Consider the following 14,908-nt stretch of genomic DNA (forward strand, 5'->3'; position numbering starts at 1 on the left):
GAGCGGGTTGGGCGCCATCTGCCAAATGGCATAGGCAAATGGCTCCGGTTGGCCGATGTCGGCCGGGCAGGCGATTGGCAAAGTGGGCTCACTCACAACAGGAGCATCCCAATGAACGTTAAAGCCGTGTCGATCGCCGTGATTTTTGCCTTGAGCGCCCCCTTTGTGCAGGCGGCCCAGACCGCTCCCTACGTCTACCGCGACGTGGCCCAGGCGCCTGCCAATGCGCAAGACCGCGAGATTGCCGGGTTGTTTGACCGTTGGAACAGCGCACTGCAGACCGGTAACGTCAAGTCGGTGGTCGACTTGTATGCACCGGGCGCGGTGCTGCAGCCGACCGTGTCCAACCAGGTCCGTACCACCCCGGAGCAGATCACGGATTACTTTGATCACTTCATGACCCTCAAGCCGATAGGCCAGATCAATTACCGTGAAATCCGCCAACTGGGCAGTAACGTGGCGATGGACAGCGGGGTCTACACCTTCACCCTGACCGAGAAGAACGGCAAGGTGCGTCATGTGCAGGCCCGCTACACCTTTGTCTATGAGCAGGTCGGCGGCCAGTGGAAAATCCTCAACCACCACTCCTCGGCGATGCCCGAGGTTCAGGCGAAACACGCCAAGCAGTAACCGCAGATCGAAAAGTCCACGCCCTGACGGGTGTGGACTTTTTTGCGTGTGCGCCGATCAGAAATCCAGCGTCACCCCGCTGTACAACGCACGCCCGTCACCCGGTGAGTGCAGTGACGCACGCGCACCGTCCGGGTCATACCAGACGTACTCGTAGTAGCGGTTGGTGAGGTTTTTCAGCTGCAGGTCAACGCTCACCGACTCGGTCACCTGATACGTCGCCCCCAGGTTCATCAGGACATAGCCGCCGTAGGTGCCCTTGGTGTTCTCGCGCTCCAGGTAGTAGTTCGTCTGGCCGTTCATCCAGGCGGTCAGTTGCAGCGACGGCGTGGCCTTGTAGCTGACGCCCGCGTTGTACAGGTGATGGGGGATGTGGTCGATTTCCTGACCTTTACTGTTGGGCAGCGTGGCGCTGGCCTTGAGGATTTTCGAGTACTGCCAGGCGTAGGCCATCCAGATGTCGGTGCGCGCGTTCGGGTGCAGGTTTAACTGGGCGTCGTAGCCCCAGCGGCGGGTTTCGCCGACATTATCCGACTCGCCACTCGGGTCGTTGAGCCGGCGGCTGACTTCGCCACTGGCGTCCTGTTGCCAATACGCCACACGGCCGTCGATCCAGTCGGCAGGGGTGAATTTAATGCCGGTTTCCCAGCCTTCATTGATCGACGGCGCCAGGTCGGTGTCCCTGGGCGGAATCTTGTAGGCCGCCGCGCCGGTGCCCACCTGGAAGGTACGTCCCCAGTTGGCGTACACGCTGGCCACCTCCCAGGGTGAATACACCACGCTGAGCTTGGGTTGTTTGATCAACCCATAGTCATTGATGTCGTAATCCAGGCCGGTCATTTCATTGGTGAAGTCCCCCTGGATCTTGTCGACGCGATACGCCGGGATGATCTTCAGCGACTCGAACGGTTTGATCTCGGCCTGGATATAGGCACCGTAAGTGTCGAAGTCAAATTGCTGGTCGCGGGTTTGTGCCTGGCGCGCCCGGTCACGGGTGCGGTAGCGCTCGCTCTTGTTCTGTTGCTGCTGCATGTCCGCGCCGCCTTCCAGGGCGAAGTCGTACAGCCAGCTGACCTGCGGGCGCCAGGTCAGGGAGGTGAGGGCGCCGTACTGGGTTTCGTAGGCGTCGCGTTCCTGCTGGGCGCTGGTGCTCCAGTATTGCGTCCAGCGCCGGTCGTCGAAGGTGTTCACGTAGGTTTTCGCCGACCAAGCCAGGGTCTCGGCCAGCTCGGTGTCGACATGCACACTGAGCTGGTTCATGCGCCGCGTGCCTTTGTCGGTGGCGTTGTAACTGTTGGTCATGCGCGGATGCTGGTGGGTATCCTCTTCACTCAAGTAGCCGGGCTCCTGTGCCTCGGTTTCATAATGCCGGGCGATCAGGCCGATACGGTAGCTGTCGTCGTCCGGCGTATAGAACCATTTGCCGGACAGCGAGAATTTGTCCGCCTCGGCATGATCGCGGTAGCCATCGGACTTCTGGTAAGCGAAGAAGTAGTTCTGCGTCCAGTTGCTGCCTTGGATGCCTTTGGCGAGTTGAGCTTCCTGGGTGTTGTAGCTGCCATAGCGCAGCCGTGCCCGGGTGTATTCGCCGCCTGTGCGGGTGAGCATGTTGACGTTGCCGGCGATATTGTTGAGGCCATAGCGCGCATCGCTGGTGCCGCGCACCACCTCGATACTGTCGAGCTCCAGCGGGAAGATCATGTCCAAGAACGGCATGTTGCCGTCGTTGCTGTTGCTGGGGATGCCATCGATCAGCAGCTTCACCGCATTCACTTCGCCTTCGCCATTGAAGCCGCGAAAGGAGATTTTGCCGGACGTCGTGCCTTGGTTGAACTCGGTGAGCATGACCCCCGGCGCGCGGCTGAACAGTTCCCAGCTGTAGTTGACCGGCATTTTTTCCAGGATGTCCGCGCCGAGGATATCCACCGAGCTGAGTACGCTGGCGGTGCTCAGCGGGCCGCTGGCACCCGTTGCGCCTTGCACCGTGACGGTACCGAGGGTGAGGGTCGAATCCTCAGTGTTGCCAACGGCGGCAAGCGGGTGAAGTGTGAACAGGCCGGTGGAAAGCAGCGGCCACAGGTAACGCGAGCCCGGGCGACGTTTTGCGCCGGGCACAGGGAATGGAGCAGGCATAAGCCAGACCTCTTGATGACCAAAAGACGAACACAACGAAGGTGGGGTCGATCAGGCCACAGGGGAGGCGCGCGGGGTCAGGTTCGGCCAGCGAACCCTGGGGTGCAGCGCGGGCAGTGTCGGGTTGTCGAGGACGGTATCCGGCGTGAAGCGCGGCAGCCAGTGCCGGTAATAGTCGGACGGCAGTGCGGCCAGCCCGGCATGGCCACAGCAGCAGTCGCTGTGCTTCATCGCGGGTTTGGCGGGGCCGGACTGCGAGAGGTCGATCAGCCGGTCAAACCCTGGCGGAAGGGCCTGGGAGGCGCCCCCGGAACAGAATCCGCCCCACAGCATCAAGCCGGTATCCGGCGTCTGCATGGCACGGCTCAGCGGCATGGCCAGCATGTTCAGCAGCAGGGCCAGGCAGGCGATCCAGGGGCTGATGCGTTTGAACGTAGCCATCAGAGCAGTCGACGCAAGGGGGGCAGATATTTAGCCGCAGTTCGGGGATGAAGTAAAAGTGCTTTCCCGCGCCATTTCGCCGCAGGCCTGGCGAATGCAGTGTTGGTGGCGCAACAGACATTCAATAAAGTGCCCGATTTTGCGAGCCGAGGGCTCCCCCGGTCGCGCGTGAGCACCTGAGTTTGAGGGCTTGAGGGGTTGGCATGGATTGTGTTGTGAGGTGATTGGCGCTGACCCGACCACGGGAGGGAAATCCCCAACCTTTTCATAAGAAACCACACCCATGCACAACGTCTTGCAACGCACTGTTTTCGCCAGCCTGCTGGCACTCGGCGCCCTGGGCGGGCCATTGTCCACGCTCGCCCAGGCGGCCAACGACCGACAGTTCATCCCACTGGCCACCTACCGCGTCGGGGCCTATGCCTCCAGTGGGATTCCGTGGTGGGCAGGGGAGATCGACTATTTCCGCTACATCAACGAAGTCGAGGGCGGCGTGAATGGCGTCAAGCTGGTCTGGCAGGAATGCGAGACCGAATGGAAAACCGACCGCATCATCGAATGCTACGAGCGCTACAAAGGCGGCCTGGACGGCGCACCCACCGCATTCTTCTTCACTCACAGCACGCCGGCGTCCTACGCGTTGATGGACCGTGCGGCGGTTGATCACATTCCGCTGATCGACGGCGCGGGCGGGCGTACCGAGTCGACCGATGGCCGCGTGTTCCCTTACGCCTTCCCGCTGCTGCTCAACTACTACGGCCAGGCGTCGGTGGGGATCAACTACATCGCCCAACGCGAAGGCGGCCTGGACAAGCTCAAGGGCAAGAAAATCGTGACGGTCTACCACGATTCCGCCTACGGTCGTGAAACCCAGGCGGCCATGCAGCTACTCGCCGAAAAGTACGGTTTCGAGAACATTCAGATCCCGGTCGCCGACCCCGGCAACGAGCAGTCCACCCAATGGCGCCAGGTCCGCCAGCTCAACCCGGACTGGGTGTTCTTGCGCACCTGGGGCGTGTCCACGCCGGTCGCCATCAAGACCGCCGTGCGCTTTGGCGTGCCGGTGGACCGCCTGATCGGTGATGTGTGGGCAGGCTCCGAAGCCGATGTGATTCCCGCCGGCACTGCCGCCAAAGGCTACCAGGCCCTGGCGCCATTCCCCGGAGGCGACACCTTTGACATCCATAAGAAGCTCAAGCAGTACATTCTCGATCCCGGCAAAAGCAACCTCAAGGACGCCAGCTACTTCGGCAAGGTCTACTACAACATCGGCCTGATCAACGCGGCGATTGCGGTCGAAGCGCTGCGCACCGGCCAGGCCAAGTTTGGTCACCGTGCGCTCAATGGCGAGGAAACCCGCTGGGCCTTCGAACACCTGGACATCGACGCCGCGCGCATCAAAGCATTGGGCCTTGAAGGTTTGCTGGCGCCACTGAAGTTGACCTGCGCCGATCATGAAGGTGGCGGTTCGGCCCGCGTGCAGCAATGGGACGGGCAAAAGTGGGTGCTGGTGACCGACTGGCTGCAAGCCGACCGCGCCACCCTGCGCCCGCTGATCGAGGCCAAGTCCGCCGCGTATGCCCAAGAGAAGGGCATCGTGGCGCGGGACTGTTCGGCGCCGTAGCCCTCAGGCGGCGGTGGCGGTCACGTGCCGGCCAGGGATGGCGGCAATCAGTTCACGGGTATAGTCGCTGGCCGGCTGGTTGAAGATGTGTGCGACCGAACCCTGCTCAACCACGCGGCCATTGCGCAGCACCAGCACCTCATGCGCAAAGTTAGCCACCACCGACAGGTCGTGGGACACCAGCACATAGGCAATCCCCATCTCCCGTTGCAGCTCTTCCAGCAGGTCGAGAATGTGCGCCTGCACCGACACATCCAGGGCGCTGACCGGCTCGTCGAGCAGCAGCAGGTCGGGTTTCAATGCCAGGGCGCGGGCGATGGCGACCCGTTGGCACTGGCCGCCGGAGAGTTCGCGCGGCAGACGATCCAGAAAACTCACCGGCAAGTGCACGCGGCTGATCAACTCCCGCGCCGCCTGCTCCAGGGCCGGGCCCTTGAGCACACCGAACGACACCAGCGGCTCGACGATGCTGTCGAACACGGTGAAGCGCGGGTCGAGGGCGGCAAACGGGTTTTGCTGCACCAGTTGCAGGCGTTGGCGCAGCGGGCGGAATTCGCGCCAGCTCAGGTGAGTGACGTCCTGCTGTTCGAACCAGACCCGACCCCGTGTGGGTTGTTCCAGGCCCAGGGCGATGCGCAGCGCGGTGCTCTTGCCCGAACCCGACTCGCCGACGATGGCCAACGTCTGGCCGGGAAACACCTGCAGGCTCAGGTCTTCCAGGGCCACAAAGGTCGAGTCCTCACCCTTGACCTTGGGCAAGGTGAACGTCTTGCCGACGTTTTGCAGGCGCAGGATCGGCGCCTGCAGCGGGTCAATCTTGATCAAGGGTTCGCGACGCTTGGCGAACGCCGGTGCGGCGGCAATCAATGCGCGTGTGTAGTCATGCTGCGGTGCGTTCAGGATCTGCCGTGGCGGGCCTTGCTCGACCACTTGGCCTTGTTGCATCACCAGGATCCGGTCGGCGCGGTCGGCGGCCACGCCCAGGTCGTGGGTAATGATCAGCAGCGAAATCCCGCGTTCACTGACCAGGCGTTGCAAGTGGTCGAGAATCTTGCGCTGCACGGTGACATCCAACGCGCTGGTGGGCTCGTCGGCGATGATCAGGCGCGGGTTGCCGGCCAGGGCGATGGCGATCAGCACGCGCTGGCGCATGCCGCCGGAGAGCTCATGGGGGTATTGGCGGGCGCGCAGCACCGGTTTGTCGATGCCGACCTGTTGCAGCAACTCGACAATGTCCGCATCCACCGCGGGGTAGCGTTTGCCCTTGGCCAATATCAGCGCCTCGGCGATTTGCTGGCCGACGCGCAGGGTCGGGTTGAGGCTGACCATTGGGTCCTGTGGCACCAGGCCGACCGTGCGGCCGCGCAGGGTGCGTTTCTGCCGCTCGCTGGCGTGGGTCAGGTCGTTGCCGTCGACCCATAATTGCCCGGCGCTGATCTGTGCAGTGTCGGGCAGCAGGCCGAGGATGGCGTTGGCCAGGGTCGACTTGCCCGAGCCGGACTCGCCGACAATCGCCACGGTCTCGCCTTGGGCGATGGCGAACGACAGCGTGCGCACCGCTTGGTTGAGTTGCCCGCCGGAACGGTAGGTGACACTGAGTTGGCGAACATCCACTAAAGCGCTCATCGCTGGATCTCCTCGAAGGTGCGGGCGATATGGTTGAGGCTGAACACCACGGCGACCAGGAACAGGCCGGGCAGCAGCGACACCCACGGGGCGGTGATCAGAAAGTGCCGGCCGTTGGCGATCAAGGTGCCCCATTCGGCGGCCGGTGGCGCGGCGCCAAAACCGAGGAAACTCAGGCCGGCAGTGGCCAGGATGGCCGCGCCAAAGTCCAGGGTCGCGAGTACCGCCACCGGTCCCCAGGCGTTGGGCAAGATGTGCCGCAGCAAGGTGCGCGCCCAGCTGGCGCCGCCCAGGCGCGCGGCCTCGACGTAGGGCAGGGTCTTGACCCGCAGCACTTCGGCACGGGTGGTGCGGGCGAACCCTGGGATAATGCCGATGCCCACGGCGATGGCCACTGGCACGGTACCGAAGCCGATGGCCGTGACGATTGCCAGGGCCAGCAGCAGGCCGGGCAGGGCCAGCAGCACATCGACGAAGCGCATGATCACGGCATCAATGCGGCCACCGGCAAAGCCCGACAGGATGCCCAGGCCCAGGCCGCCCAAGAGCGCGATACCGACGGCCAGGAACGCCGCGAGTACCGACAGGCTGGCGCCGTATACCACGCGGGTGTACAGGTCGCGGCCCAGCTCATCGGTGCCGAACCAGTGGCTCAGGTTAGGCGCGCGCAGCTTGTCGAGGGGGGACGTGGCGTAAGGGTCAAAGCTGCTCAACAGGTGCGGCGCGATGGCCGCCACCAGGGAAAACACCACCACCAACAGCGCCAGGCTGAACCCCGGCCGGCGCAGCAGCGGCAACACCACCGCCGTCGCGCGTTGAAGGCGGCTGCGGCGCCGCCAGAGTGCGGGGCTGGCCGGGATGGCCTTGCGGCCCAGGTTCTGCTCAAGGATGGTCATGGTCTAGGACACCTTTGGCGTGTGGGAGATACGCGGGTCGAGCCACGGGTAGAGCAGGTCGACCAACAGGTTGACCAGGACAAACGCCGCCGCCGACACCGCGACAATCGCCAGCACCACTGGAATGTCCTGGCGCAACACCGCCTCCTGGGCCAGGCGGCCAATGCCGGAGCGGGCGAAGATGGTTTCCACCAGCACCGCGCCGGACACCGTGTTGCCGACCTGCAGGCCGATCAGCGTGAGGATCGGCAGCGCGGCATTCTTGAACCCGTGGCGCGCCTGCACCTGGCCACGGCTCAGGCCCTTCGCGTAGGCGGTGGTGATGTAGGACTCTTTCCAGACCCCCTGGAAACTGCGTTGCAGCACCTGGGCGTACACCGCCGCGCTCGGAATCGCCAGGGTGATGGCGGGCAGCACCAGGCTTTCAACGCCCCGGCTGCCGGTGGCGGGGAACCAGCCGAGGCCGAAGGCGAACACCTGGATCAACAGCAGGCCCATCCAGAACACCGGCACCGAAAAACCCAGGGACGGCAGGCGCGCCAGGGCTTTTTTCAACGGTTGCCAGCGGATATAGGCGGTGAGGTAGGCCAGGCCGATGCCACCCAGTAGCGACAGCACGATGGCCAGGCCTGCCAGGGACAAGGTTTGCGGCAGGCGTTCGGCGAGCAGCTCGGCTACCGGGCGGTTAAGCGAGAGTGACTGGCCAAAGTCGCCCCGCAGTGCGCCCAGCAGCAGGTCGAAATACTGTTCGAACAGGCCCTTGTCCAGGCCGTAGTAAGCCCGCGCTTTTGCCAGGTCTTCCACCGACAACGAGTCGGCTTCCATGCCCGAGGCGCTGAGCATGATCGACAGCGTGTCGCCCGGCAGCAGATAAAGGATGAAATACGTGATGCTGTAGGCGCCCCACAGCACCAGCAGCGCTTGGCCCACCCGACCGATCAGGTAACGGCTCATGGCGTGCCGATCTCGATATCACCCAGCAGTGCAAAGCCTTCGGCGGTCCAGCGGAAGTTCTTCACCTTGGGCGACGTCGCCGCCTGCCACACGCGTTCATACACCGGGAATGCCGAGCTTTCATCAATCAGCAGGTCTTGCAGGTCGCCGTAGGCCGCGGCGCGCTGTTGGCTTTGGGTCGCGGTGATACCGGCATCAAATAAGGCTTTGGCTTTGTCCAGGGCCGCCGGCTCGTAGGTGTTGGTGGCCAGGGTCGAGCTGTTGGCGCTACGCGGGTCCAGGATGGTTTGCAGGATGATCGGGTCGGCGCGGGTCATGTAGTTGATCGTCAGGTCGTAATTGCCCGCGGAGTTGTTGGCGACCCATTCGGCGCGGGTGACCACGCTGAGTTTCAACTCGATCCCGACCTTGCGCAGTTGGTCCTGGATCAGCACGTCGCCCGCCGTTTCCGCTGGGCTGATGTTGTAGCTCAGGCTCAGGCGCTTGCCGTTCTTGTGCCGGTAACCGTCCGCACCCTTGGTCCAGCCGGCTTGATCCAGCAGTTGCTCGGCGCCCGCCGGGTCGTAGGCGAGCTTATTGCCTTGGCTTTTGAAGTAAGGCGTGGTCACGTCGAAAATGCCGTCCACCACCGGGAACTCGGCGTTGTAGACGGTGCTGGCGTAGCTCTTGCGGTCGAGCGCCTTTTGCACGGCCAGGCGCACGTGCGGGTCCGCGAGGATGCGTTCGCCACGGGTGTTGGGGTACAGGTTGAGCGCAGGCCCTGGCAGCGAGCGGCTCTGGATGGTTGCGCCCTTGGACTGGAACAGTTTCAGGTCGACTTCCGAGAACGGGTTGCGCGGCCATAGGATGTCGGCCTTGCCTTGCAGGAACAGGCCGTTGCGCACGCTTTCTTCGGGGATATAGCTGATGTCCACGGCGTCCAGGTGCGCTTCGCCCTGGTTTTTCATGTTGGCCGAGGCCCAGGCGTAACCCTTGCGCTTGGTCAGGTGCGCACCGACTTCCGGGGTGTAGCTGGCCAGCACGAAGGGCCCGGTGCCTATGATCTTGCCCAGGGAGCGCTCCTTGACGGTCAGGGCGTAGGAGGCGGGCGCGAGGATCGCCAGGTTGGTCGTCGACGTGGCTTGCAGGAAGCCGGCGTTGGGTTTCGAGAGCACCAGTTTGACGGTGAAGTCGTCCACCACTTCGGCGTGGTCATAACCCGCCAGGTAGGTGGCGCCGAAGGTCGCCGGCAGCTCGGTCGCCAGGGCCTTGTCACTGTCGAAGGCGATCTTCACCGCCTTGGCATCGAAGCGCTCGCCATTGCTGAACGTGACGTTATCGCGCAGGTGGAAGGTGTAGGTCAGCGCGTCGTCACTCACCTCCCAGCTTTTGGCCAGCCAGGGAATGATTTTGCCGGTCTGCGGGTCCTGGTCGGTCAGGGACTCGGCGACATTGCGCAGCAGCACACGGTGTTCCAGCCAATAGACCTGGAACGGGTCGACACTGACCAGGGTGGTGTTGTCGCCGAAGAACGCGATGTTCAGGGTTTTGCCGGCCTGGGTGTCATTCCCGGGCGAGCAAGCGGCGAGGCTTAGCGCCAAGGCGCAGGGGGCCAGCAGACGGCTCATCAAGTTGGAGGTATTCAATGGGGTGCCCTCATGTGGCGTTTCGGGTGCATGCAAGGTGTGAATCAGAAGTCGTAGGCCAGCTTGGTGTACCAATAGCCGCCGCCTGGGTAGAACGGCGGGTTGCCGTAGGCCGCCAGGCCGAGGTTGCTGTACACGGCGTTTTTGTCGGGACGTACGTCGAAGATGTTGGTACCGCCGATGCTGACGGTGACGCTGTCGACGAATGTGTAGCTGATGTCCAGGTCGGTGATCCATTTGGCGCCGAAGCTGCGGTCGCCGGTGGGGTTGACGGCCAGGGTCTTGACCGCGCCATAGCGTGCGGTTTGCAGGTTGACGGCCAGGTCCTCGACCTTCCAGTTGGCGCCCAGGATCCACTTGGTCTTGGGTGAAGCGTCGGTGAGGTCGCCTTCGCGGTCGCGGCCCACCAGGGTCACGCCGGAACCGGCCAGCGCACTCGGCGTGTCGCGGGTGCCTTCAATGGTGGTCTTGTTCCAGTTGAAGCCCAGGCTCCAGCGCACATCGCCCCAGGCGTCCAGCGGGGTGGTGTGGTCAGCCACCACATCCAGGCCCTTGGTGCGCGTGTCAAAGGCGTTGGTGTAATAGTTGACCCAGGTGCCGGTGGGCACGCCTTGCGCGGCGAGGATGGCGTTGATCGCGCCATTGCCGCGGTCGTAGATATTGCTGGTCAGGGCGATACGGTCGTCGATGTCGATCAGGTAGGCATCGGCGGTGATGCTGGTGCGTGGCGCCGGTTGCCAGGTCAGGCCCAGCCCTAAGTTGCGCGACTTCTCCGGCTTGAGGTCATCGCCACCGAGGGCCTTGGCCAGGTTGCTGCCCGACGGCGTCAGGCGGGTCACGGCCGGCACCACATTGCCGTTCACATCCACCGCCACCCGGTTGTCGGCCACGGTGTAGCCGATCTGAGTCAGGGAGGGTGCACGGAAACCAGTGCCCACGGTGCCGCGCACGGCCACGGTGTCGGTCAGTTCGTAGCGCGAATTCACTTTCAGGCCGAAGGTATTGCCGGAGTCATCGTCGTAATGCTCGACGCGACCGGCCACGTCGAGAAACCAACGCTCGGTCAAGTCGAAACCGAGGTCCAGGTAACCCGCGTAATTGTTGCGGATCAGGCTCACTTCATCTTCCGGGCGAATCGTCACGGCGGCCTGCGCGCCGGAAGCGGCGGGGTAGGTGCCGGTGAGATAAGCCTCGGGGTCGCCGGCGAACGTACTGAAATGCTCCCAGCGATGCTCCAGGCCCGCCGACACCTGCACTGGTGGCGTCAGCTTGAACAGGCTGTCGTAGCGGCGGGTGAAGTCCAGGTTGTTGACCCACTGCTCGAAGCGGAAGGTTGCCAGGTTGTCGAACTGGGTCGGTGATGCGGTGCCCAGCGACGGGTTGATGTTCAGGTCGCTGGAATGGTGCACGTTGTTGCGCCCGTAGGTGGTGCTCAGGTCCCAGTTCCAGTCGGCCACCAGGCCCTTGCCGCCGAACAGGAACTGGTAGTCACGGTCCTTGATGTTGTTCAGCGGGAAGTAACCGTCGGGGAACACCTCAGGCACCGCCGCCGTGCCGGTGGGCAGGCGGAAATAGTTGGCGGCTTCGGCGTCACGTTCACCGTAGGTAGAGAACGAGTACAGCGTGAGGTCTTCCAGGGGCAGTTCGGCGTTGTAGGCCAGGTTGAAGGCCTTCAGGTCGGGGTCGCCGTTCTTGATCGCCACCCGGTCCCAGGCTGCTTCCTTGGCCGGGTCATTGAAGGCCCGCACGCTGTTGTCGGCCTTGTCGTTCCAGGAGGCGCTGCCGCGTTTGCGCGCATCGGCCGAAAGGTGGAAGAAGCCGCCATCACCCCACTTGAAACCCTGGTCGCCCGCGACCTTGATGGTTTCGCCCTGGCCGGTATACAGCTGCCCATAACTGGTTTCCAGGTGCCCACCGTCATGGGTGGACTTGAGGATGATATTGATCACCCCGGCCACCGCGTCCGAACCGTATTGCGCGGCCGCGCTGTCTTTGAGTACCTCGATATGGTCCACCGCGCTGACCGGGATCAGGTCGATGTCCACCGCGTTCGCGCCGCTGTTGTCGATGGAACCGCGTTGGCCGGTGGCACCGTTGTGCCGGCGCTTGCCGTTGACCAGCACCAACGTGTAGGCAGGCCCGAGGCTGCGGTTGCTCAGCGGGCGGGTCACCGAGTTGTAGCCGGCGATGTTGGTGCCGAAGTTGAAGGACGGCAACAGCTTGGCAATCGCCTCGGACAACTCGGCGCGGCCGGTCTTGAGCAACTGGTCGCTGTTGATCACATCGATCGGCGCCGGGCTGTCAGCCACGGTGCGTTCCTGGCCACGCAGGCCGGTGGAGATCACCGTCACAGTGCCGAGCTTGGCGTCCTCGGTTGCCGCCTCGGCGAAAGTGGGCGCGACCGCCAGGAGCAGGGAGCTGGTCAGCAGCGACAAGTGAAAGTTGTTGAGGGCGGCGGGAGAGGCGATGTGTGGCATAGCGAGAAGGATCCCTTAAGCCTGGTAGGCTCCTGATGGTCGGAGGTACGTCCTCCACCAGGTATGGGGTCGGTCTGTGAAGCGAAGATAATCCTATAAAAAAGCTGAGTGAAAGTCTTTTTTGGAATAAGCTAATTATCAGATAATGTTATTTATATTATTTTTAAGATTACCTATTTTTATTATTGTGGTTGGCATTCAACGGCAGTTGAATCGTTGAATAAGAGGCGCGTGGAGGCTGGTTCACTCAAGCAGCCCGCGTCGGACGCCGGGGCTGTGGGTCAGAACGCCGTGGCAATTGCCTGGGCCAACTGCATGTCAGACATGAGCGGCGTGTTGTAGGTTGAACGATAAAATCGTGATGCTTGTTCAAACCGTGCCCCACGGATCTCACCGCCTGAACCGATAAACGCCAGCGCATCACTCTTGGACGATGTGAACTGCTCTGGAATGGCGGAGGTCAGGGCTGTGGCCCCTGACACAAGCAAAAAGGGCGCGACCGACGTGAGCATCAGCGCGCCTTGAACCGGGTTGTTGTTTTCGGCCGCTACGACCGGAGTGCCGAGCAATGCCAGGCTGGCGATTGCGATAACCTTGAATGAATCCATTCTGCAGCGCTTCCATGCGTTTTGGGTGGGCGTGACTTTAACAGAGTAGCGGGAGGCTCTTCGAGCCGAAAACCTGTTGCTTTGCCTTTATTCGCGTATCTAGATCACTGATCTACCAAGCTTTTTCAGCTGTTCCGTGGTGCAAGAAAGCTGCCCTGCGAACTTGCGTCGAAGCGGCTGGATCTATATATTCCCAACCCTGCAACACGCGCTACCGCCCGAATGGCGAAACTGGTAGACGCATGGGACTTAAAATCCCCCGCTCGTAAGGGCGTCCCGGTTCGATTCCGGGTTCGGGCACCATCTAAAATCAAGGGTTTGCGGGCGAAAGCTGATGCAAGCCCTTGTTTGTTTCCGCTCCGCAATAAAACAACGGGTCCGCAATTCACTTCGTTGGTGAGACTTTCTTGCCTTTGCGGTTGCGGATGTACTGCTCGGTCATCACGACAGTGGTATGCCCAGAGAAAGCCCTGTGATCCGTTTCCAGACTGTCCGGTAGTAGTGATAACGTCTGCGCTGCAATCCCTGGAGACGGCCAGATGAATCATCAAAGACCCGCTAGCGCCACAGCAACCAATGCTGGCGGGCTAAGTACTGCCCACCCGCCTATTTGGTATTACGGCCCCGAAATACCAATTATCGGAAGCAATGGTATGGGTGTTTTTGGCTTCTCTCTTGCGCTGCTTCTGCTTTTACCGGGCTACGGGCTTGCGACGTTCCTTTTCACAGGGCCGGACGTCATTCAGGGTGTGCAGCCTAACCAGGGTGAGAGCCTCACAGCGTCATCCTTCATTCTGATAATGCTGGCCAGTGCGGTGTTCATTGGTGCGTTCTTTGCTTGGGTTGTCTCTGAGCCTCAAGTACAGGCCTTCACGTTCGACGAAAACCAGCAGCTGTTGACCCTCACCCTAACTCGTCGTTGTCGAAGCCCCGTTGAAGTACACGTACCGTTTAGCGAAATCATCTCCATCCGCCCTTATGTGATGACATCGTCTGCTCATGATGGACATTTTCGCGTCGTGTATCGCGGAGCGAAGGGCAAGGTTTTTGAGCATCGTCTAGGGGACGGTACTTCTCTCGAAAATATTGAGTTTCATGGTGCGTGGTTGCGTGGAATGTTAGGAGGGCGAATGTGCGAGCTGATAGATCTCGACAAATGAAAGCAGCGTAAGCCAGTCTTGATCCGCACTACGGGTCCCAAAGTAGGGCGAAAGGAATTATGAAAGCCTCGCCTTGTGCGGGGGCGTTTTCGTTTTCTGCCGTTCGTCCAGTGCTCGGCACTCACTGTGACCTGCCGACTCCCATGTTTAAGCGCGGATATCCCGAGCGTTAGAACGGAGAGCCAGCATGGAAATCAATGAAAATGCACCAGGCAATATTTCCCAGCAGGATGTAACTCGCGGCACTGACAACGAGACAGGGCACGACCCGAAGCGCGATGAGGACGGTATCCCGTTGCCGCCAGACGATGACGCGCCGCTCGAAGAGGACATGTCGGATGTAGACGCCGCTGATTCAGTAGCAAGCGAGCATCCTGACAACTGAGTAAAATCAGCCTGCAAACCCGGCCTTTGAGTCGGGTTTTTTATTGCCCATGGAAAGGGCGATTCAGCAAAAGGGATGTGCAGATGTTGAAAGAATTCAGATGCGGTAACCCACCCTGAATCTTGAGCTGATCAACGCCATCGCCTGCGGCCTTATCGCGTTTTGGGCGACCTTGTGCGTACTGAGCGGGAAGGTGAGGGACGGGGTAAAGGTCTGGCTGTGCCGGACGCTGAACTGCGAGTACTGCCTGCACTGTGACAAGGCACTTGGTGGCGTCGAGCGCCGGGTCAAGTGATCCACGCCACGGTTTAGAATGTGCAAAATCGTAGCGCTGGATTTTTACGGTGTA

Annotated in this window: 13 protein-coding genes, 1 tRNA gene and 1 pseudogene; 6 read left to right on the forward strand and 9 right to left on the reverse strand. The window is 61.9% G+C overall.

What is annotated here, in order from left to right:
- Window positions 1-111 precede the first annotated feature (111 nt).
- Window positions 112-630, forward strand: a complete 519-nt coding sequence (locus AC3ZU9_RS00320; RefSeq protein ID WP_490090110.1) for an SgcJ/EcaC family oxidoreductase — start codon at window positions 112-114, stop codon at window positions 628-630.
- Between the two features lie 57 nt (window positions 631-687).
- Here AC3ZU9_RS00320 and AC3ZU9_RS00325 read toward each other — a convergent pair whose 3' ends face one another.
- Both AC3ZU9_RS00325 and AC3ZU9_RS00330 read right to left on the reverse strand, forming a co-directional pair.
- Window positions 688-2,763, reverse strand: coding sequence for a TonB-dependent receptor (locus AC3ZU9_RS00325; RefSeq protein ID WP_490090111.1), 2,076 nt, complete (start codon window positions 2,761-2,763; stop codon window positions 688-690).
- Between the two features lie 51 nt (window positions 2,764-2,814).
- Window positions 2,815-3,204 carry a DUF2946 family protein gene (locus AC3ZU9_RS00330; protein ID WP_012724123.1) on the reverse strand — a complete coding sequence of 130 codons (390 nt, stop codon included), beginning with the start codon at window positions 3,202-3,204 and terminating at the stop codon, window positions 2,815-2,817.
- A 283-nt stretch (window positions 3,205-3,487) separates the two neighbouring features.
- Between AC3ZU9_RS00330 and AC3ZU9_RS00335 the strand changes: the two genes are divergently transcribed.
- A complete protein-coding gene (locus tag AC3ZU9_RS00335) occupies window positions 3,488-4,828 on the forward strand; it encodes an ABC transporter substrate-binding protein (RefSeq protein WP_490090112.1) in 1,341 nt (446 codons plus the stop codon).
- 3 nt (window positions 4,829-4,831) lie between these two features.
- On the opposite strand, the gene AC3ZU9_RS00340 is transcribed toward AC3ZU9_RS00335, so the two are convergent.
- The 6 genes from AC3ZU9_RS00340 to AC3ZU9_RS00365 all read right to left on the reverse strand — a co-directional run bounded on the left by AC3ZU9_RS00340 (window position 4,832) and on the right by AC3ZU9_RS00365 (window position 13,014).
- The gene (locus AC3ZU9_RS00340) at window positions 4,832-6,454 is read right to left on the reverse strand and encodes a dipeptide ABC transporter ATP-binding protein (protein ID WP_490090113.1); all 1,623 of its coding nucleotides are present in this window, start codon (window positions 6,452-6,454) and stop codon (window positions 4,832-4,834) included.
- The gene (locus AC3ZU9_RS00345) at window positions 6,451-7,350 is read right to left on the reverse strand and encodes an ABC transporter permease (protein ID WP_490090114.1); all 900 of its coding nucleotides are present in this window, start codon (window positions 7,348-7,350) and stop codon (window positions 6,451-6,453) included. Before AC3ZU9_RS00345 ends, AC3ZU9_RS00340 begins: the two co-directional genes overlap by 4 nt.
- A 3-nt stretch (window positions 7,351-7,353) precedes the next feature.
- Window positions 7,354-8,304: an ABC transporter permease gene (locus AC3ZU9_RS00350; RefSeq protein WP_102060454.1), complete on the reverse strand. Its 951-nt coding sequence runs from the start codon at window positions 8,302-8,304 to the stop codon at window positions 7,354-7,356.
- The gene (locus AC3ZU9_RS00355; RefSeq protein ID WP_177410652.1) at window positions 8,301-9,911 is read right to left on the reverse strand and encodes an ABC transporter substrate-binding protein; all 1,611 of its coding nucleotides are present in this window, start codon (window positions 9,909-9,911) and stop codon (window positions 8,301-8,303) included. Before AC3ZU9_RS00355 ends, AC3ZU9_RS00350 begins: the two co-directional genes overlap by 4 nt.
- A 62-nt stretch (window positions 9,912-9,973) precedes the next feature.
- The gene (locus AC3ZU9_RS00360; RefSeq protein ID WP_490090115.1) at window positions 9,974-12,406 is read right to left on the reverse strand and encodes a TonB-dependent receptor plug domain-containing protein; all 2,433 of its coding nucleotides are present in this window, start codon (window positions 12,404-12,406) and stop codon (window positions 9,974-9,976) included.
- Between the two features lie 281 nt (window positions 12,407-12,687).
- Complete coding sequence (locus AC3ZU9_RS00365) at window positions 12,688-13,014, reverse strand: DUF2388 domain-containing protein (protein ID WP_012724130.1); 327 nt, start codon at window positions 13,012-13,014, stop codon at window positions 12,688-12,690.
- Between the two features lie 216 nt (window positions 13,015-13,230).
- Between AC3ZU9_RS00365 and AC3ZU9_RS00370 the strand changes: the two genes are divergently transcribed.
- Window positions 13,231-13,317 (forward strand) — tRNA-Leu (locus AC3ZU9_RS00370).
- A gap of 82 nt (window positions 13,318-13,399) precedes the next feature.
- On the opposite strand, the pseudogene AC3ZU9_RS00375 reads toward AC3ZU9_RS00370, so the two are convergent.
- Window positions 13,400-13,474, reverse strand: a pseudogene (locus AC3ZU9_RS00375) (tyrosine-type recombinase/integrase); the annotation flags it as partial.
- Between the two features lie 79 nt (window positions 13,475-13,553).
- On the opposite strand from AC3ZU9_RS00375, the gene AC3ZU9_RS00380 reads away from it, so the two are divergent.
- The 3 genes from AC3ZU9_RS00380 (at window position 13,554) to AC3ZU9_RS00390 (ending at window position 14,854) form a co-directional block, all read left to right on the forward strand.
- Entirely contained in the window at window positions 13,554-14,174 is a 621-nt protein-coding gene (locus AC3ZU9_RS00380; protein WP_490090116.1) for a hypothetical protein, read from the forward strand.
- 187 nt (window positions 14,175-14,361) lie between these two features.
- The gene (locus AC3ZU9_RS00385; RefSeq protein ID WP_043205324.1) at window positions 14,362-14,559 is read left to right on the forward strand and encodes a hypothetical protein; all 198 of its coding nucleotides are present in this window, start codon (window positions 14,362-14,364) and stop codon (window positions 14,557-14,559) included.
- A 115-nt stretch (window positions 14,560-14,674) separates the two neighbouring features.
- Complete coding sequence (locus AC3ZU9_RS00390; RefSeq protein ID WP_093544588.1) at window positions 14,675-14,854, forward strand: hypothetical protein; 180 nt, start codon at window positions 14,675-14,677, stop codon at window positions 14,852-14,854.
- The last annotated feature ends 54 nt before the right edge of the window (window positions 14,855-14,908 follow it).

The organism is Pseudomonas sp. A39 (assembly GCF_058145955.1).